Source organism: Thalassotalea euphylliae, from assembly GCF_003390335.1.
Classification (GTDB): domain Bacteria; phylum Pseudomonadota; class Gammaproteobacteria; order Enterobacterales; family Alteromonadaceae; genus Thalassotalea_F; species Thalassotalea_F euphylliae_B.
Window position 1 is genome coordinate 3,910,163 of the sequence record NZ_QUOU01000001.1, and the last position, 18,543, is coordinate 3,928,705.

Annotated in this window: 14 protein-coding genes and 1 tRNA gene; 8 read left to right on the plus strand and 7 right to left on the minus strand. The window is 45.1% G+C overall.

Annotation, left to right across the window (positions count from 1 at the left end; genetic code table 11):
• The first annotated feature begins 5 nt into the window (after nt 1–5).
• Nucleotides 6–521, plus strand: coding sequence for a GyrI-like domain-containing protein (locus DXX93_RS17105; protein WP_116009165.1), 516 nt, complete (start codon nt 6–8; stop codon nt 519–521).
• Nucleotides 522–821: 300 nt separating this feature from the next.
• Here the strand turns inward: DXX93_RS17105 and DXX93_RS17110 are convergent, their stop codons facing one another.
• Nucleotides 822–1,718, minus strand: coding sequence for a discoidin domain-containing protein (locus tag DXX93_RS17110; protein WP_116009166.1), 897 nt, complete (start codon nt 1,716–1,718; stop codon nt 822–824).
• 389 nt (nt 1,719–2,107) lie between these two features.
• On the opposite strand from DXX93_RS17110, the gene DXX93_RS17115 reads away from it, so the two are divergent.
• The gene (locus DXX93_RS17115; RefSeq protein ID WP_116009167.1) at nt 2,108–3,622 is read left to right on the plus strand and encodes a CRTAC1 family protein; all 1,515 of its coding nucleotides are present in this window, start codon (nt 2,108–2,110) and stop codon (nt 3,620–3,622) included.
• A gap of 411 nt (nt 3,623–4,033) precedes the next feature.
• Nucleotides 4,034–5,818 (plus strand): Na/Pi cotransporter family protein, encoded by a 1,785-nt coding sequence (locus tag DXX93_RS17120; protein ID WP_116009168.1) that lies wholly within the window; start codon nt 4,034–4,036, stop codon nt 5,816–5,818.
• A 509-nt stretch (nt 5,819–6,327) separates the two neighbouring features.
• Here the strand turns inward: DXX93_RS17120 and secF are convergent.
• The 5 genes from secF to queA all read right to left on the minus strand — a co-directional run bounded on the left by secF (nt 6,328) and on the right by queA (nt 11,892).
• Complete coding sequence (gene secF, locus DXX93_RS17125) at nt 6,328–7,275, minus strand: protein translocase subunit SecF (protein ID WP_116009169.1); 948 nt, start codon at nt 7,273–7,275, stop codon at nt 6,328–6,330.
• A gap of 9 nt (nt 7,276–7,284) precedes the next feature.
• Nucleotides 7,285–9,132 carry a protein translocase subunit SecD gene (secD, locus tag DXX93_RS17130; protein ID WP_116009170.1) on the minus strand — a complete coding sequence of 616 codons (1,848 nt, stop codon included), beginning with the start codon at nt 9,130–9,132 and terminating at the stop codon, nt 7,285–7,287.
• 63 nt (nt 9,133–9,195) lie between these two features.
• The gene (gene yajC / locus DXX93_RS17135) at nt 9,196–9,525 is read right to left on the minus strand and encodes a preprotein translocase subunit YajC (protein WP_116009171.1); all 330 of its coding nucleotides are present in this window, start codon (nt 9,523–9,525) and stop codon (nt 9,196–9,198) included.
• Nucleotides 9,526–9,627: 102 nt separating this feature from the next.
• Nucleotides 9,628–10,761 (minus strand): tRNA guanosine(34) transglycosylase Tgt, encoded by a 1,134-nt coding sequence (gene tgt, locus DXX93_RS17140; protein ID WP_116009172.1) that lies wholly within the window; start codon nt 10,759–10,761, stop codon nt 9,628–9,630.
• 84 nt (nt 10,762–10,845) lie between these two features.
• Nucleotides 10,846–11,892 (minus strand): tRNA preQ1(34) S-adenosylmethionine ribosyltransferase-isomerase QueA, encoded by a 1,047-nt coding sequence (gene queA / locus DXX93_RS17145; protein ID WP_116009173.1) that lies wholly within the window; start codon nt 11,890–11,892, stop codon nt 10,846–10,848.
• 185 nt (nt 11,893–12,077) lie between these two features.
• On the opposite strand from queA, the gene aceK reads away from it, so the two are divergent.
• From aceK to DXX93_RS17165, 4 genes are all read left to right on the plus strand, one after another.
• Nucleotides 12,078–13,820, plus strand: coding sequence for a bifunctional isocitrate dehydrogenase kinase/phosphatase (aceK, locus tag DXX93_RS17150; RefSeq protein ID WP_116009174.1), 1,743 nt, complete (start codon nt 12,078–12,080; stop codon nt 13,818–13,820).
• Nucleotides 13,821–14,172: 352 nt separating this feature from the next.
• Nucleotides 14,173–14,991, plus strand: coding sequence for a tetratricopeptide repeat protein (locus DXX93_RS17155; RefSeq protein ID WP_116009175.1), 819 nt, complete (start codon nt 14,173–14,175; stop codon nt 14,989–14,991).
• A gap of 169 nt (nt 14,992–15,160) precedes the next feature.
• Entirely contained in the window at nt 15,161–15,874 is a 714-nt protein-coding gene (locus DXX93_RS17160; RefSeq protein WP_181902249.1) for a tetratricopeptide repeat protein, read from the plus strand.
• Nucleotides 15,875–16,140: 266 nt separating this feature from the next.
• A tRNA-Trp gene (locus DXX93_RS17165) sits at nt 16,141–16,217 on the plus strand.
• A gap of 119 nt (nt 16,218–16,336) precedes the next feature.
• Here the strand turns inward: DXX93_RS17165 and DXX93_RS17170 are convergent.
• Complete coding sequence (locus DXX93_RS17170; RefSeq protein ID WP_116009177.1) at nt 16,337–17,353, minus strand: AraC family transcriptional regulator; 1,017 nt, start codon at nt 17,351–17,353, stop codon at nt 16,337–16,339.
• Nucleotides 17,354–17,532: 179 nt separating this feature from the next.
• On the opposite strand from DXX93_RS17170, the gene DXX93_RS17175 reads away from it, so the two are divergent.
• Nucleotides 17,533–18,510 (plus strand): NAD(P)H-dependent flavin oxidoreductase, encoded by a 978-nt coding sequence (locus DXX93_RS17175; RefSeq protein ID WP_116009178.1) that lies wholly within the window; start codon nt 17,533–17,535, stop codon nt 18,508–18,510.
• Nucleotides 18,511–18,543 lie beyond the last annotated feature (33 nt).

Consider the following 18,543-nt stretch of genomic DNA (forward strand, 5'->3'; position numbering starts at 1 on the left):
TATTCATGGAAGTAAAATCAATCGACAGTAAAACCATTTATGGCATCTGCACACGCACCAATAATGCCACTGAAATGAGCCCCAATGGTAAAATTCCCGCACTTTGGCAAACCTTTGATAGGCAAGTCGCGGTTGATTACCCGGGTGGGGAGCGAGTGTATGGCGCTTACTTTGACTATGCCTCAGATCAGCACGGCGACTTTACGGTTTTAGCTGGCTATGATGCGAAAAATTCGACGCCAAAGGCGCAGGCGGATGAGTCGCTAACGACAATAACGATACCGTCTGGTCGTTACTTAGTATTTCGCCAGCAAGGTGAGATGCCGCAAATTGCGATTGATGTCTGGACTGAGGTTTGGCACTTTTTTGAAGGTAGAAAGTTTGAAGGTGAAAAGCTTGGAGGTAAAGACGTTAACACGGATACACCAAGATACCAACGGCTGTTTACAACTGACTTTGAATACTATCCAAATGCCAATGAAATTGAGGTTTATATTGCCATTGCTGACGAGGACATATAGCCGTTATGCCTGACCAAAAAGGGAGCTTAGGCTCCCTTATGAGCAACAGCTTACAGTGCAGCGATTAAAATCTTACGGACGATATCTAACATTAAGCCACCAGTCTCAGACAAGTGCGTTAAGCCCATCTTTTCCATGTTAGCAACCTTTGACAGCCCAACCCGGCTTAGTCGCGAATTTACGCGTTACTTAGGGCAATCTCCGAGCAAATGCCACTAAAACAGTTGCACCGTTAGTAAATAAAAAAAGCCAACTAACGTGACTACACGCTAGTTGGCTTGCTGCGTTTTAGCTTATTGGCTAGTTTGCTGAGTAAACTTCTAGCTCGTCAATTTCAATAAATTTGTCGCCGTAGTTACTATCCACTCTGACACGGAAGTATTTCGCTTCAACGCTTTCGGTTAATACGCCGCGTTGGTCGATAGCCTTCGATAGAGTAAAGGATTCATGCTCATTAAAATCTTTACCATCAGTTGAGGTTTGGATAGTGATCCCTCTTGGACTTCTGCCTAAGCTTGCTGACTGTGAGTTAACCATAATTCTAAAACCTGTGATATTGACGACTTTATCAAATCTTACTTGTAGCCAATATTCTTGATCTTTGTTATCCGGGTCTTTCTTCACCATCCAAAAGCCCCGCTCGATCTTATCACCTGCCTTGTCATCGATTTGCTTAGCATAAGTGTGGCCGTCAAACGCAGCACTAGCGCGGTCGACGTTATAATGATCAGAGGCCGTGTAGTTACTTTCGGTTAAATTATTGGTGTATATCATCGCAATGTTACCGTAAGTACCACTGCGAATAAGGCCATCAGTTTGGCCGCTAGTACCATCGGTATCTGCGCCATTGCCTTTGCTAAATGCCAAGTATTCGATTGCACAGCTTGAATCGTCGCTGGAGAGATAACCGATGCGAATTGGCTCTTGTGTGCGTCTGGCTAAGTTGATCAGCTCAAACCACTGCGCCGAGTAAGGCTTATCAAACTCAAAGTAAAACGGCCACTGCTTATCATCATAGTAATCACACACCAGCGGGTCGTCTTCATCAACTGTCACACCAACTTTGATACGGTTACTTTTGCCAATATAAATATCCGACACTTTACCTTTATATTCATAAACATCACTTTGCGCGGCGCCAGTACTGAGCGAAATACCGAGCATTAGCGTTAACAACAGACCTTTGTTTAACATCATTCGTTAGATTTCCATGATAACTATGGGGAATTTTAACCGTTACAGCAATTAGCGAACCAAGTTTGGGCTTTTTGAAGAAATGATTTATCACAGTGTGTTGTGTTTTTACAAAGACCAAGCCAGCCGTGAGTTTGCGCGCAAGGGCTGGTTAAGAAAATTCGCTAAGCGCTTAAAAAACAGGCGTTTAGTGCAGCCAATTATTTGACAAGCAAGGGCAATACTTCCCAATGCTACCGCTCGTTTTCTACTTTGATGTGCATTTCTTAGATACAAAATACTAAGACTGGCAATTAGTTTTCGTTTCCTGCCAATAAACAGCAGGTTATTTGACACTATCGGGTTGTTCGATCACTGTTATTGGTAATCCATAAGACAACGAGGAGGTGTGCGTGAAGATTAAGCTAAGCGCCATTAACAATCGATTTGCCCAACGTTTAGTCGCAATCGCCACTGGCATGGCGTTGACTATGGCTCCCTGCACCAGTGCTCACGCAACAGTATCAAAAGTTAACTTCGAACCGATCCAAACCGCGCTTTTTACGAACAGTGGTGGCCAAGCCGTTGCATGGGCAGATGTCGATAACGATGGCGATCTTGATCTTACCGTGGGGTTTCGCCGTGGCACAGTGCACCTTTACCAGCAGCATCAAGGAGAGTTCAAACATACCCCCATAAAGCTCTCCAAGCCACTTGTAAAAAGTGATTATCGATCATTATCTTGGGGGGATTTTAATCGGGATGGGTTTGCCGACCTCTACATTGGTTTTGGCCGCGACAGCGGACACCGGAATCGACTGCTAGTCGGCAGCCAGTATGGCTTTACCGAGCAAGCACAGCAAGTTGGCGTGGACGCACTGGGTACGTCAAGACAAAGCACTTGGCTTGACTATGACAACGACGGTGATACCGATTTATTTGTCGCCATGCGCGATAGAACCAGCAAGCTCTTTCAAAATAACGGTAATAGCTTTGTTGATGTCAGCAAAGCAACAGGGCTTAATGATCCTAGGCGTTCTGTTGGCGCCGTGTGGTTTGATTTTGATCGTGACGGAGACTTAGACCTCTACCTCCCCAACCAGTCAGGCGATAGAGACGGCTTTTATCGCAACAATCAAGGCAAGTTTGAAGACATAGCAAAAGCGCTTGGCGTTTCTCGCCCAGAGCGCCCACTGCGCGAAGGTAGTGTTGGTGCCACACTGTGCGATGTGAATAATGATGGGCACTTTGATATTTTTGTGCCAGTTTACGGAAAAGACATGCTTTATATTGCCAACGGCAAAGGCGGCTTTAGTGAGCAAGCGGCAACATGGGGCGTTAATAATGACGCACAGGCGGTCAGTGCTGATTGCGGAGACTTTGACAACGATGGATTAATGGATTTATACCTGGCCGCCTACCAAGCGGGTAAAGCGCACGGGAGTGATCGCCTTTACCACAACCGCGGTGGTTCCTTTGTTGATGTTTTTCCAGCGTCGCTACACAAGTTTGATGGTGACCACGGCGTTCGTTTTGCTGATTACGACAATGATGGCGATCTCGACCTTGCCCTCACGAATCGTCATCAAAACGCTCGTCTCAGTGTTTGGCGAAACAACCTAAGCCAGACTAGCCAGCACAACTACCTGAAAGTGTTATTGCTCGACAATCAAGGGTTATACACACGCCAAGGTGACGAGGTAAGAATTTACCAAGCAGGTACCGACAAACTTATCGGCACGAGTATTGTTGACACTGGTGGAGGTTACGTGTCGCAAAATATGCAGGCGTTGCACTTTGGCCTTGGCAAGCACTCACGCGTTGATATTGAAGTGACATCCATGAGTCAATCTGGCCGACAAGTAAAGCGAATTAATAACCAAACAGTAAATCAGCAAATTACCATTAAAGCGGATCACATCAAGTAATCGTCACATTCCGTTTATCAAGCGTTCGCTTAAACATAAAAAATCGAGCATAAAACTCGTTTTTGTGACTTTTTCACTATCAGTGATCCGTCCTAGATAAGGTTGAAAAATACGCTAGGCTTTAACTCGTTAACCGTCTAGCCTGTTACCGCTAAGCCCTTAGCCCCGCGATAAATTTTGCAAACATTACCGAACCAATACCCGCAATTTTCAAGATACACTATGATAAAAGTAACTCATCAGTAGCATTCGCATCATGCAAGCGGTCGTGACGCAACATCAAAAGGCGCGCGACTACGCTAGCCTAAGTTGGCCTAAGTTAGCCTAAGTTGGCAAAGTTAAGTCGTTAAATAGCTACTGATTAACAATAACAACCACCTGTGCCGTGCACTTTGCTCGATAGGAATGACTATGCTCAGCATTCAACTTCGCTCCAGAACTGCGCTTGTAACTCGCATAAGCGCCTTAATTCTTGCCTTGTTACCTCTAGCTGTTTGGGCAGCGACAAGCGATAGTCAGTCTCTGCATTGGTTTCAAATGACCATGGAGCTGTTTGGCGGCTTAGCACTGTTTTTATTTGGTATGGAGCAAATGTCTGATGCCCTTAAAGCGTCGGCTGGCGATCAAATGAAAAACCTGCTGTCAAAACTCACCACCAATCGCTTTTCCGCTGCCATTAGCGGCGCTGCGGTCACCTCCATTATTCAAAGCTCTTCGGTGACTACTGTGCTGGTGGTTGGTTTTGTCTCTGCCGGACTGATGACCTTATCGCAATCGATTGGTGTCATTATGGGCTCTAACATTGGCACCACCATTACTGCCCAAATTGTTGCCTTTAAAGTAGAAAAGGCCGCTTTGCTGATGATAGCACTTGGCTTTGCCATGTTATTTTTATCGAACAAAGAAAAAATGCAGCACTACGGCAATATGTTGATGGGTTTAGGGTTAGTATTTTTTGGCATGGGTATTATGAGTGAAGGCATGTCGCCGCTGCGCAGCTATGAGCCTTTTATCAACCTCATGGCCAGCATGGAAAAGCCCTTACTGGGTATTTTGGTCGCCGCGGCATTTACTGCGTTAGTGCAATCTTCATCTGCCACCACAGGTATTGTCATTGTCATGGCGAGTCAGGGGTTTATTAGCTTACCCGCCGGTATTGCGCTTGCCTTTGGCGCCAACATCGGTACTTGCGTCACCGCCCTACTTGCCGCCATAGGTAAACCGACAGAAGCGAGACGCGCCGCCGCTATTCATATTATTTTTAATATCGCCGGCGTATTCTTATGGTTGTGGTTTATACCGCAGCTAGCGTGGCTGGTGAGCTATATTTCCCCTAGCGCCAATAACTTAACGGGTATCGACAAACTAGCTGCCGAAGTGCCACGACAAATTGCCAACGCACATACCATTTTCAATATTGCTAACACCTTAATTTTTATCGGTTTTACTACGCATTTTGGCCGCTTAGTTGAATACTTGCTACCAGAAAAAGTCACGTCGAAAAAAGCCATTATTAAACCGCTTTATCTCGATAATGAGTTACTGGAAACCCCCGCATTAGCCCTTGATATGGTGCGCCGCGAGCTTGCCCATCTAGCGTCTATTGTCGATACCATGCTGGCAAAAACGGGTGATGCATTTCGTGAGCGTGATGCCACTAAGTTTGATGAGATTGCTAAGATGGATGATCAAGCCGATATCTTGCACGCGGAAATTACTGACTATATTCGCAAACTCACGGTACAAAACCTGACCGAGCAAGAGAATGACAGCCTAATGCGCTATCTCAGTATCAACGAAGATTTAGAGCGCATTGGTGATGTTATAGAAACCAATTTAGTGGAGGTAGGTAAAGAAGCGGTGCGCCTTAAACTGCGCGCCACCGAAACCGAGCGTACCGTCCTCAGCCAGCTTTACTATCAGCTACGCGAAGCATTGACCGATACCCATCATATCGCCTTAAACGATGATGAATTAGCGGCACAAGATATTCTGCATATGAAAGACAATATCAATCAATTGGTACGAGAAGCGATTGAGATGCAAGCGGTTCGCTTAAAGCAGGAGGGAGCGGAAAATATTGATGTCACTCATATGGAAAACGAGCTGATCGACAGCATGAAACGCATCTATTCACTGGCCAAACGTATCGCGAAACTATCACTACCGAAAAACCTATTTCAAGAGCCAGACTAGGGCGTGTTGATCAATTATGGCGCAGGAAAAACGCTCAAAAACAAGGCGCTATTTTTAAGTAACTAGTTGTTCTAATCTCAAAAATAGCAACGCAGTAAATGAGTGTTTTGACCAGCCAGAATGAGCAAGTATTTATTGAAATTGGTATAATACCAATTGAATTAATTAATTGATCAATTCAGAGCGTTGTCAGCGGTGGGAGAACAAGCCAAATTTTTGTTGATATAGTTGTTCTACATCTCATCAATTTGGCGCAGTTATCGCGACGCTGACACGCTCCCAAAGGGCGAGTTTAAAAGGTTCATATGCTGCGTTATTGATTTTGACAAGGGAGCGACCATTCTCTGCAATCAATGCCTTGCCTCTGAACCTTTTAATTCTCGCTGAATGATTAAGTATTTATTTCAATTGGTATAAGCCATAAGAGCTTTTTAGCCAATAAAAAACCGCACTTTAGCTAGCTGCTAAAGTGCGGTTTTTCAATGTTTACAGACGTTAGCAACTGATGGCTATGGCATCATTTCTTCGTGCTCGGCACCTTCTTTTTCCACCACTTCTGGAATCAGGTCTTCTTTGGAAACACCTAACGTCAGGGCAATCGAACTGGCAACATAAATAGAAGAGTAAGTACCCACGAACACACCAAATAGCAAAGCGGTTGCAAAGCCGTGAATCAGCGCGCCACCTTTAAAGAATAACGCCGCCAATACCAATAGCGTCGTAATTGAGGTGATAAAGGTACGGCTTAACGTTTGTGTAAGTGAGATATTAATAATCTCTTCTGGGCCAGCCTCGCGGACTTTACGGAAGTTCTCACGAATACGGTCAGACACTACGATGGTATCGTTAAGCGAGTAACCAATAACCGCCAAGATTGCCGCTAATACAGTTAAGTCAAACTCAATACCTAACACTGAGAATAAACCTAAAGTCAGCAACACATCGTGGAATAACGCGAATACTGAACCTAATGCAAAGCGCCATTCAAAGCGAAACGCAACGTAAACCAAGATACAGATCAGCGCAGTTAGCATGGCTAAGCCACCTTGCTCGGTTAGCTCGTCACCGACACTGGCACCAACAAACTCAATACGGCGCATTTCAACATTTACGCCCATACCATCTTTTAGTACAGAAAGTATTTGATCGCCTAAGGTTTCTGCTTTCACGCCCGGACGCTCGCCCATGCGAATCACCACATCACGGCTCGTACCGAATAACTGTACAATCGCATCATCGAAGCCGTTGGCATCGAGTACTTGGCGCATCTTAGTGAGATCGGCCGCTTGTTCAAAACCCACTTCAACTTTGACACCGCCGGTAAAATCGAGGCCGAAGTTCAACTTGTTAACCGCTAGCGAGGCAATCGCCGCGATCATCATCACCATACTGAACACCATGGCTACCTTGCGGTAGCGCATAAAGGCAACAGTTTCTTTTAACTTTAAAATTTGCATCACTATCACCTAAATACTGATTTTATCAAGGCGTTTACCGCCCCACACTGCATTAACCACAGTACGCGTACCTACAATCGCGGTAAACATCGAGGTGATAATACCGATTGATAGTGTTACGGCGAAACCTTTGATCGGGCCAGTACCGACAGCAAATAGAATGAAGGCGGCAATTAAGGTCGTGATATTAGCATCTAAGATGGTCGAAAACGCTGCATCGTAACCTTGGTGAATCGATTGCTGAACCGATTTACCACTGCGTAATTCTTCACGGATACGCTCAAAAATCAGAACGTTGGCATCAACCGCCATACCAACGGTGAGTACAATACCCGCCATGCCCGGTAAGGTTAACGTCGCGCCCGGAATCATCGACATCACGCCAACAATCATGATCAGGTTGGCACCTAGTGCCAAGTTAGCCACAACACCAAATGCGCGGTAGTAAATCATCATAAACACGAACACGAGTGCAAAACCGCCAACAATCGCCTGGAAGCCAAGTTTGATGTTTTCAGCACCCAGTGATGGGCCAACCGTGCGCTCTTCAACAATTTGAATTGGGGCAATCAAGGCACCGGCGCGCAAGAGTAACGCTAAGTTGTGGGCTTCTTGTTGGCTACCAGCACCGGTAATGCGGAAGCTCTTACCAAGACGCGCTTGAATTGTCGCAACAGAAATCACTTCTTCAACTTTTTCGAAGATCATATTGCCTTCGGCGTCTTTGCGGTCGGTTCCTTTGTACTCAATAAATACCGTTGCCATTGGCTTACCGATATTATCTTTGGTGGCGTTCGAGAACTTGCTACCACCTGGCGAATCAAGCGTGATATTTACTTGCGGACGGCTGTACTCGTCAAAGCCAGAGTTGGCATCAACAATATGGTCACCCGTTAGCATAATGCGTTTTTTCAACAACACAGGCGTGCCATCGCGCTCGTATAGTAGCTGTGAGCTGGCCGGAACGCGGCCGTCAAGGGCATTACCGATATCGTTATCGGTATCGACCATTCTAAATTCAATGGTCGCAGTTGCGTTTAAGATCTCTTTTGCTTTCGCCGTGTCTTGAACACCCGGTAATTCAATGACAATGTGCTTTTGACCTTGACGTTGTACTAACGGCTCAGCAACACCTAATTCGTTCACACGGTTACGAATAATGGTGATGTTTTGCTGCAAAGCATACTCGCGAATTTCTTTCTGTTTTTGCTCGGACATCACGGCCGTTAAGCTCAATGAATCGTCATCCGAGGTAAACAGTAAATCGCGGTTTTGCTTACTCAGGTAATCTTCAGCTTTTTCTAAGTCTTGTGGGTTGCGGAAAATAACTTTAATCGCGTCACCATCAAGCTTGACGCTGCGGTAGCGAATTTTTTCACCGCGTAGTTCAGAGCGAAAGTCACCGACTAGGCCCGTTTGCGCTTTGTTGATGGCTTCTTTCATGTTCACTTCCATTAAGAAGCTCACACCACCACTTAAATCCAAACCCAACTTCATTGGCGAACCGCCAATAGTCGCCAGCCAACCTGGTGTTGCTGGAGTTAGGTTTAACGCCACCGAGTAGTCACGACCATAAGTGTCGTGTAACAAGTCTCGTGCTTTGATTTGGTTTTCTGTATCGCGAAAACGTGCCAATACTTGGCCTTTTTCCAGTGCAATACTCATGGCTTCAATGTTGTTTTCACTTAATTGAGCCTTAATTTGATCAAGCGTTGAAGCATCAACTTCAACACCGCGCAGGCCAGATACCTGCACCGCAGGGTCTTCACCGTAGAGGTTAGGCGAAGCGTATAACGCACCAATGGCGATAACGAACATCACCATTAGCGTTTTCCATAGAGGGGTTTTATTTAACACAATAATTCCACTAGTTTTAACATGCTATTTTTTAGACGTAACTAAAAACGCAAAAAGCCTCGATTAGAGGCTTTTCATAGTTCCTTTTGGCAATACTGCACTGATTGATGCTTTTTGCACTGTCACTTCAGTGTTGTCAGCGATAGCGACCACAACAAAGTCTTTCTCGTCTGACACTTTAGCGATTTTGCCAACTAAGCCGCCTTGCGTCAGTACTTCGTCACCTTTAGATAACGCCGACATCAAGGTTTTGTGCTCTTTCACACGCTTGGCTTGTGGGCGGTAAATCATAAAATAGAACACTAAACCAAATACCGCGAGCATGATTAACATTTCCATGCCACCACCTTGTGGTTGTGCTTGGGCGAAAATAGTACCTAAAGATAGACTCATAATTTCCTCTACTTCTTTTAATATTTATAAATTGAATTCTTGACCATAGCGCCAGCTCAGTCTGCTCCCGAGCTGGCAAACACTGGCGCGTAAAACAGTTGCTTAAACTTGCTCACTGCCCTCGGCTAATGGCGGTACAGGCAAACCTCGACGGGCGTAAAAATCAGCAACAAAGTCGTCCAATGTACCTGCCTCAATCGCATCGCGCAAACCTTTCATCACACGCTGATAAAAGCGCAAGTTGTGAATGGTGTTTAGCTGTGAACCTAAAATCTCATTACACTTATCCAAATGATGTAAATAAGCTTTTGAGTAATTTTTACAGGTGTAGCAATCACACTCAGGATCTAACGGGCCGGTATCGGTTTTATTTTTCGCATTGCGAATTTTGACAATACCGTCACTGACAAACAGGTGGCCATTGCGCGCATTACGCGTTGGCATAACACAGTCAAACATATCAATGCCGCGGCGCACACCTTCCACTAAATCTTCCGGCTTGCCTACTCCCATCAAATATCGGGGCTTATCTTGGGGAATCAAGGGGGTGGTGTGATCTAAAATGCGGATCATGTCTGCTTTTGGCTCACCCACTGACAACCCACCAATGGCATAACCGTCAAACTCGATTGCTTTTAAACCTTCAACCGACACTTCACGCAAGTCTTCATACATACCACCTTGGACAATGCCAAATAGGGCATTCGGGTTGCCTTGGTGTGCGTCTTTACTACGCTGCGCCCAACGAAGCGACATTTCCATCGAATCTTGCGCTTCTTGGTGCGTGGCAGGGTAAGGTGTACATTCATCAAAAATCATCACAATGTCTGAGCCTAACTTGCGCTGTACTTCCATTGAGCGCTCAGGTGTTAACATGATTTTTTCACCGTTGACCGGCGATGAAAACTTTACCCCTTCCTCGGTAATTTTGCGCATTTTACCTAAGCTAAATACTTGGAAGCCGCCTGAATCAGTCAAAATCGGCTTGTCCCAGTTGATAAAATCATGCAGGTCACCGTGCTGTTCAATAATGTCCGTGCCTGGACGCAACATTAAGTGAAAGGTGTTACCGAGAATAATTTCAGCGCCAATTTCTTTGACTTCTTCGGTTTTCATCCCCTTTACGGTGCCATAAGTGCCAACCGGCATAAAAGCTGGGGTTTCTACGGTGCCGCGTGCAAAGGTTAAACGGCCGCGACGGGCTTTGCCGTCTTTTTTGATAAGTTCGTATTTCATTGTGTTCTCCGCCCACCGGTAAAACAGACCAGCGGCTAAGTTTAAGATTAGCTTGCAAAACAAGCCTAAGAATTTAAAAAATGCTTAACGTGTTTGTCGCGTTAAAAACATGGCGTCGCCGTACGAAAAAAAGCGATATTTTTCTGCGACCGCGTGCTGATATGCCTGCATCATATGATCGTAGCCAGCAAACGCACTCACTAGCATCAACAAAGTTGACTCCGATAAATGGAAATTCGTCACCAAAGCATCAACCACTTTAAAGTTAAAGCCCGGGGTAATAAAAATATCGGTGTCTTGGTAAAACGGCGCGATTAATTTGCCCTGCTCGTCAGCGGCTTTGGCAGCGCTTTCAAGTGAGCGCATCGACGTTGTGCCAACTGCAACCACACGGCCCCCATTGGCTTTGGTTGCATCAATTTTAGCCACCACTTCTGGGGAGACTTCCACGTATTCAGCGTGCATCACGTGATCGGCAATTTCATCAACTTTAACGGGCTGAAACGTCCCCGCACCAACGTGTAACGTCACAAAGGCAAGCTCTACACCTTTGGCTTGCAGCTTCGCCAGTAGTTCATCGTCAAAATGCAAACCTGCGGTTGGCGCTGCCACTGCACCGGGTTTTTCGTTGTAAACCGTTTGGTAACGCTCGCGATCTGAGTCCTCGTCTGGGCGATCGATATAAGGGGGCAATGGCATATGGCCGATGCGCTCAAGAATATCTAACACCTTTTCTTCACCTTCGAACGCTAATTCAAATAGTGCATCGTGACGCGCCACCATAGTCGCAGATACGGTTTCTTCAAGGATGATTTCAGTGCCCGGTTTTGGCGACTTACTGCAACGAATATGGGCCAATACGCGATGCTCATCTAATACGCGCTCAACCAACACTTCTAACTTACCACCAGAGGCCTTCTTGCCGAACATACGGGCAGGAATAACACGCGTGTTGTTGAAGATCAGTAAATCACCCGCGTTAAGGTGATTTACTACGTCAACAAACGTGCCATCGGTGATCGCGCCATCGTTGCCATGAACCGTCATCAAACGGCTTGCAGTGCGATCTTCTTTTGGATAACGAGCAATTAACTCTTCAGGTAAATCAAAAGCAAAATCAGAAACACGCATATACACCGCCGGCTAGCATCAAAAAAACCGCGTAAGTCTAGTGCCGAGGCGGCGTAAATTCAAGCAATATTGATGATCTTAATAGTGGATATCGCGAAAAAATAACAAGCGCCAAGGATTGCCATCAGTTATGCTCAGCAGAGCAGTTTCCTCGGCTAAGCCGTTAAGTAAATTAGGATGTTTTTATGAGTAACTTAGCTATTGCCGTCGCAAAAACCATCATCAATGGTTTTGAGCGCCATATGTATTTGTTTGGTGAGATCACGCGCTCCGCTAAAGAGCGTTTCGAGCAGGCACAGTGGCACGAAGTGCAAGAGGCGTCGCGCCAGCGCACCGACTTTTATGACCTGCGTATTAAAGAAACCTTAGCCACCATTCGCCAAGACTTCGCCATCGATGAATTAGATGAAGGATTGTGGCAAAAGGTTAAGCAAGAGTATGTTGACCAACTGCTCTATCACGACAAGTCAGATTTAGCGGAAAGCTTTTATAATTCAGTTTTTTGCCATTTATTTGAGCGAAAATACTATCACAATGGCTTTATATTCGTTGAATCTTCACAAGAGTGTTTAAACAACCTGCGCCAAAAGCAAATTTACACCCGCTACGAGCCCAATGAGCAAGGCTTGGAAGAAACCATTGCCACCATTTTAAACAAGCCTAACTTCTGCTTGCCATATCGCGATTTGCAAGAGGATATTGCAACTGTCATTAAACGCTTTTTTGACCAAGCAGATAAAACCCGTTATCCGATTGAGCAAATGAAGTTCGATATTTTGGATCAGGTTTTCTATCGCAATAAAGGCGCCTACATCATTGGCCGCGTAGTATCACCCGGCGGCGAAACGCCCTTTATTGTCGCGCTCTTAAACGACGAGCAAGGTCATATTTTCATTGATACCCTACTCACCAACAACGAAGAGATGGCGGTTGTATTTGGCTTTGCGCGTGCCTATTTCTTTGTTGATTGCCCTTACTTACTGCCTATGGTCAATTTCTTGAAAGAGTTAATGCCAAGTAAAACCAAAGCGGAGCTTTATTCTGCTGTTGGCTATCACAAACAAGGAAAGACGCAGTTCTATCGAGATTTCTTGCATCATTTAGCACAAAGTGACGACAAGCTAGAGCTTGCCCCAGGTATTAAGGGTATGGTGATGTCGGTGTTTACCCTGCCCTCTTACCCTTATGTATTTAAAATTATTAAGGATAAGTTTGCACCCAGTAAGCAAATGACCAAGCAAGACGTTAAAGCTAAGTATCGATTGGTTAAACTGCACGATCGCGTTGGTCGAATGGCAGACACCATGGAGTACTCAGAAGTCGCCTTCCCGAAAGATCGTTTTTCAGCTGAGTTACTAGCAGAGCTGGAAAGCGTGGCTTCATCCATCATTCGCTATGAAGACAATTTAGTGGTTATTAAGCACATGTATATTGAGCGCCGTATGACGCCGCTTAATTTGTACCTTGCCAAAGCGAGCGACGAAGAAATCAGTGATGCTATGCTCGGCTATGGTACAGCGATTAAACAGCTTATTGCCGCCGATATTTTCCCGGGCGACATGTTGTTAAAGAACTTTGGCGTCACTCGCCATGGGCGCGTGATTTTCTATGACTATGACGAAATCACCTACATGGATGAAGTGAACTTCCGCGTTAAACCTGAGCCCAAAACCGAAGAGCAAATTTATGCCTCAGAGCCTTGGTACACGGTTGACCCAGGTGATATGTTCCCAGAGGAATTAGCCACCTTCGCACTGGCTAACCCCAAGTATCGCAAAGCGTTTTTACAGCATCACCCAGAGCTACTGGAAGCCAGTTACTGGCAACAAGCCCAACAAAATGTCGCTGCCGGAATCGTCGAAGATGTATTCCCCTACCCAGATGACGTTCGCTTTTATCACACCAAACCAGCCAGCAATCACAGTTAACTGTAAAATTTGCTTGCAACTGATTAGGCTGTGATGTGATAAATCGCAAAGTGCGAATGATGTAATTGACAAAGCGGTTGCTAGTGCACTCTCCTTGATTGGCGGCTGCATTTTGTCAATTGCGCTCTCAGTTTACATAGAGAGCAGGTCGGCATAGGAAGTAGGTTTACAGAGAAACAAGTTTGTATAGCCAATTGGTTAGCTAAGAGGTGAATTAAGAAGATACTCGCGGCGATCGCGATTTCTTAACACTACTCAGCACTCAACCAAGATTCAATGTCTAACCAACAGACTATTGTCACTTTGCTAAGGCACACAAGCGATAAAAGCTAGGTAAATTAGTTGAAGTTATATGAAATTAATGCGCAGCATAGCGTGCGCTATGCTGGCACTTGTTGTGCTAAGTAGCCACGCTAAAGTTACCGTCGAACCATGCGACACAAAACGTTGCAAAGATTACTTCAATCATTTCAAAGCGGCTGCCAAACGCGGACACGCTGATTCTATCGCGACACTGGCGGAATTTTATTATCACGGTTTTGGCACAGCGCAAAGCCTGCCGAAAGCACAAAAGTACTACCGAAAAGCGGCAAAACTGGGTGTGGTGCGCGCTCAATACAAGCTCGGTCTCCTCTATCTAAATCAAGCGGCGTACAAAGATTTAGAGCAAGGTATTAAACACCTAAAGCGCGCCGCCTATAACAACCATGTTAACGCAGCCTATTTACTCGGGGTTATTTATTACAGTGATCAATTTGGCGATCAAGATAAGCTCGAGGCAGATACTTGGCTTGCCAAAGCTTATCGGCGCAGACACAAAGATATACCAGAATTTGTTGCCCATATCTTGGCACATGAAGCATTAACTAAGCACCAATTCCCTAACTTATATTCAGCAATAAAGAAGCGCCCTTTATTAACGACAAAAGAAAACAGCTTGGCTTGGCCAACGAATGCTGACGATGGCACCGAAGTTATCACCGTCAAATCACCTGATATCGACGCATTATTGAGAGAGCAAATGATTGCCGCGCGCAAGCAGCCAAAACATTTAGGCAGCAGAATGCCGGGCGTAGACTGTCAAAATACCACGGCATGTAAGTCGTTAACGGCACAAGAAACAATCGACACGTTAGAAGTTATTTCAAGAGGTGGTAACAGCAACCAATAAACGGGAATTGTGACAAATGATAAAGGGGGATAATAAACAAAACTGAATAAGTAAATTTTCAGCTAAAGTAAAAGTTGTACACTTTGCAATATTTATGGATTGATAACGCAGCTTAGCTGGGATGAACAAAGCCAAGATCAAGCTTAAAAACAATCAGAGGGACGTTAAGATGATAAAAACACAAGTAAGCCAGCCACTTATAAAGCCAATAGTGTCACTAGCGTTGGCCGCGCTAATGGCATTGCCGCCAATTTCAGCCTACGCCTCGACAACGATGGAGTCTTGCTTGAGTGCCAAGTGTCGCAGTTACTTTAATGACTTCGATGTATATGCTAGTAGCGGGCACAAAGAAGCTATCGCCACGATAGCTGAGATGTATTATCACGGTTATGGTACAAAAAAGAATTTACGCCGCGCAGTTAAATACTACAAAAAAGCGGCATTTAAAGGTGTGCCAAGTGCTCAATACAAAATGGGGCTAATCTATTTATACAACGATCACTACCAAGACACTGAAAAAGGCCTTACCAATATACAGCAAGCCGCACAACGCCAACACCCCGGCGCGATGCATACCCTAGGGCTGATTTATTTACACAATCAAAACTTAGCGCAAGCAGATTACTGGTTGGCACAAGCCTACCGACACGGTGATACGAGTATGCCCAATCTGGTTGAGCAACTAAAACGCGATAAACCGGCAACGCTAGCGCAACTACCTCAACTCAATGAAGAAGCAGCTGAAAATTGGCTAGTTTGGCAACAAGCTGATAAAAACAAGCAAGCATCTTTACCGGAATATTTAGACACGCAACTAAACATATTCAAAGAGCGCAGACGAAGAACGGTGCAATGGCCTAGGTACTGGGCTGCAACCCCCTGATGAACTAACCAACATGGGTAACTTGTTAACTGGCCTAAACTGTGGGTCTCGAAACTGCTACACCCAAACACAGTTTACCTAGAAGGTGTGGCCTAAAATCGGGGTCTCGATACTTTACTTGCCCCCTGTCAGCAGAAGGAGTTTACTTATCAAACTCCTTCTGTTGAAAATACCAACAAACAATTCAATATTTCTATTTTTTTGCAATTTTCCCTTTTTAAGGGGTTTACCTTTAGCTTTGGTTGGGTATAATGCAACGCCTCTGCAGGGGTATAGTTCCAATTGGTAGAACAGCGGTCTCCAAAACCGACGGTTGGGAGTTCGAATCTCTCTACCCCTGCCACTTTTTTCTCTTTATCTTAAAAACTCCTAATTTTACTTCTCTTAGAAAAATTCATTCAAAAACTTTTTTATAAAGAAATAACGTTTAACTATCAGTAACTTTAGAAATCCGCTCAATAGTTATCTGTGTTTGCGATAAGCACTCGGCGGCACACCTGTCCATTCTTTAAAGGTGCGCGTAAAAGGACTCGTTTCAGAGAATCCCAGTTGCTCACTAATGGCCTCGATTGTCATTTTGCTATTCACCAACAGTTCAATGGCACTATCGCGTTTAACCTGATTTTTGATCGCAAGATAAGTACTGCCTTCGGCGGCAAGTCGCCGCTGTAAAGTATGTGGCGTTAGCTGCATTTGTGCCGCCAATTCGGGCAGTGTAGGTAAGTCGCTAAGTTGCTCTTGTACCTTGCTAACCACTTTAGCCGTCCAGTTATCTCGACTAAAATTTAACATCAGTAATTGAGTAAAAGGATCGGTTAACAGCTGTTCAAGCGCCTCGCGATTTTGTACAACCTCTTGTTGCATCAGCACCTTGGAAAAACTCATTACAGCCGCATTTGCCTCAAACTCAACAGGCGCACCGTAAAACATTAAACGATAATCCCGCGCATACGAAGGACGCGTAAATGGAAAATGAAGTTGGCTGATGGGTATGATTTGTTTGGTTAACCAAGACAAGATCCGATGCACGAAAAAAAAGCCATATTCGCTGATATATATTCGCGCATCGTAGCTGTGATAGGCGTAACCGAAGCGAATTTCAACCTCATCCGGTTTTTCGATGACTTCAATTTCAATCCCCTTACCAAGAATTCGATAAAATTCAGGTAACCGCTGTACTACCTGCTCAAGATTATCTAGCGGCAGTAGCCAATGCAGTAACAAAGACAAACTGCCCAACGGTAATGGTTGCTTGCTGTGTCCTAAAAGTTCATCGCCACTTCGTTTAGTGAGTGCCGTGATAATTTGTCCGAATTGACGTAAAGATAAACGAGACTGGCTATTGCTCAGCAAAGAAGGGGCGATTTGGCACTCAACCAATAGGGGTTCAATCTCTTGTGCTGGCAAATGTAAACGGGCTAGCGCAGAGCGCACAAATTCAGTGCTGATGGAAATATTGTTTGGAGTTAACTGAGCCATCACTAAGTCGTTAAGGAATAGTCTGATATCTTTTATGTATTACTAGATTACCCTAACACTGTTATAAAACATCAAATTAAATGTAACCTATTGTCATTCAGCTATTGAACCTGTGCCGCCATAATGACGTTATATTCATTATTTTTACGACTAAAAGCTAGGTTTAACGAGGTAAATTTATGGCACTTCAAGATGTTCTAAAAGGTCGCTTATCAGTACCTGCTATTGCGGCTCCACTGTTTATCATTTCTGGCCCTGAGCTGGTCATTGCCCAGTGTAAGGCGGGCATTGTCGGTTCGTTTCCATCATTGAATGCGCGTGGTGAAGGCATGTTTGAGCAATGGTTGATTCAGATAACCCAAGAATTAGACGCATATAACCAAGCCAACCCTGACAAACCTGCCGCGCCATTTGCCGTCAACCAAATTGTCCATCGCTCTAATAATCGCTTGGAAGAAGACTTGGCATTGTGTGTGAAATACAAAGTCCCCATTGTGATCACATCACTTGGCGCGCGTGAAGAGCTTAACCAAGCTATTCATTCATACGGTGGCATTGTGCTACATGACATTATCAATAATACGTTTGCGAAAAAAGCGATTGAAAAAGGGGCTGACGGCCTAATTGCAGTAGCCGCAGGCGCTGGCGGTCATGCCGGTACACAATCACCGATGGCGCTAATTCAAGAAATTCGCGAATGGTTTGATGGCCCATTGTTACTTTCTGGCGCTATTACCACCGGCGATTCAATTTTAGCTGCCCAAGCGATGGGAGCGGACTTAGGTTATATCGGTTCTGCCTTTATCGCGACAAAAGAAGCACGCGCAGAAGAAGACTATAAACAATGCCTTGTCGACTCGAGTGCCGAAGATATTGTTTACAGCAACTTGTTTACTGGTGTGCACGGCAATTACTTGAAGCCGTCAATCGTCAATGCCGGATTAGACCCTGACAACTTGCCAGACAGCGATCCGTCAAAAATGAACTTTGGCTCTGGTGGTAACACCGAGAAAAAGGCTTGGAAAGATATTTGGGGTAGCGGTCAAGGGATTGCGGCGATCAAAGACGTCCCTTCTGCCGCAGAGTACATCGAGCGCTTAGGGCAAGAATATAACAGTGCCTTTGACCGTTTATCTAGCGTCTTTAGCCAAGGCTAATATCGACGGCAAGCGAGTTACCGACAAGCGATT

Bases quoted from the DNA above. Each gene is read 5' to 3' on its own strand.
- secF (WP_116009169.1), bottom strand. From the start codon at position 7,275: ATGCAAATTTTAAAGTTAAAAGAAACTGTTGCCTTTATGCGCTACCGC.
- DXX93_RS17155 (WP_116009175.1), top strand. From the start codon at position 14,173: ATGAAATTAATGCGCAGCATAGCGTGCGCTATGCTGGCACTTGTTGTG.
- DXX93_RS17160 (WP_181902249.1), top strand. From the start codon at position 15,161: ATGATAAAAACACAAGTAAGCCAGCCACTTATAAAGCCAATAGTGTCA.
- aceK (WP_116009174.1), top strand. From the start codon at position 12,078: ATGAGTAACTTAGCTATTGCCGTCGCAAAAACCATCATCAATGGTTTT.
- DXX93_RS17170 (WP_116009177.1), bottom strand. From the start codon at position 17,353: ATGGCTCAGTTAACTCCAAACAATATTTCCATCAGCACTGAATTTGTG.
- DXX93_RS17105 (WP_116009165.1), top strand. From the start codon at position 6: ATGGAAGTAAAATCAATCGACAGTAAAACCATTTATGGCATCTGCACA.
- DXX93_RS17120 (WP_116009168.1), top strand. From the start codon at position 4,034: ATGCTCAGCATTCAACTTCGCTCCAGAACTGCGCTTGTAACTCGCATA.
- queA (WP_116009173.1), bottom strand. From the start codon at position 11,892: ATGCGTGTTTCTGATTTTGCTTTTGATTTACCTGAAGAGTTAATTGCT.
- yajC (WP_116009171.1), bottom strand. From the start codon at position 9,525: ATGAGTCTATCTTTAGGTACTATTTTCGCCCAAGCACAACCACAAGGT.
- DXX93_RS17110 (WP_116009166.1), bottom strand. From the start codon at position 1,718: ATGATGTTAAACAAAGGTCTGTTGTTAACGCTAATGCTCGGTATTTCG.
- tgt (WP_116009172.1), bottom strand. From the start codon at position 10,761: ATGAAATACGAACTTATCAAAAAAGACGGCAAAGCCCGTCGCGGCCGT.
- DXX93_RS17175 (WP_116009178.1), top strand. From the start codon at position 17,533: ATGGCACTTCAAGATGTTCTAAAAGGTCGCTTATCAGTACCTGCTATT.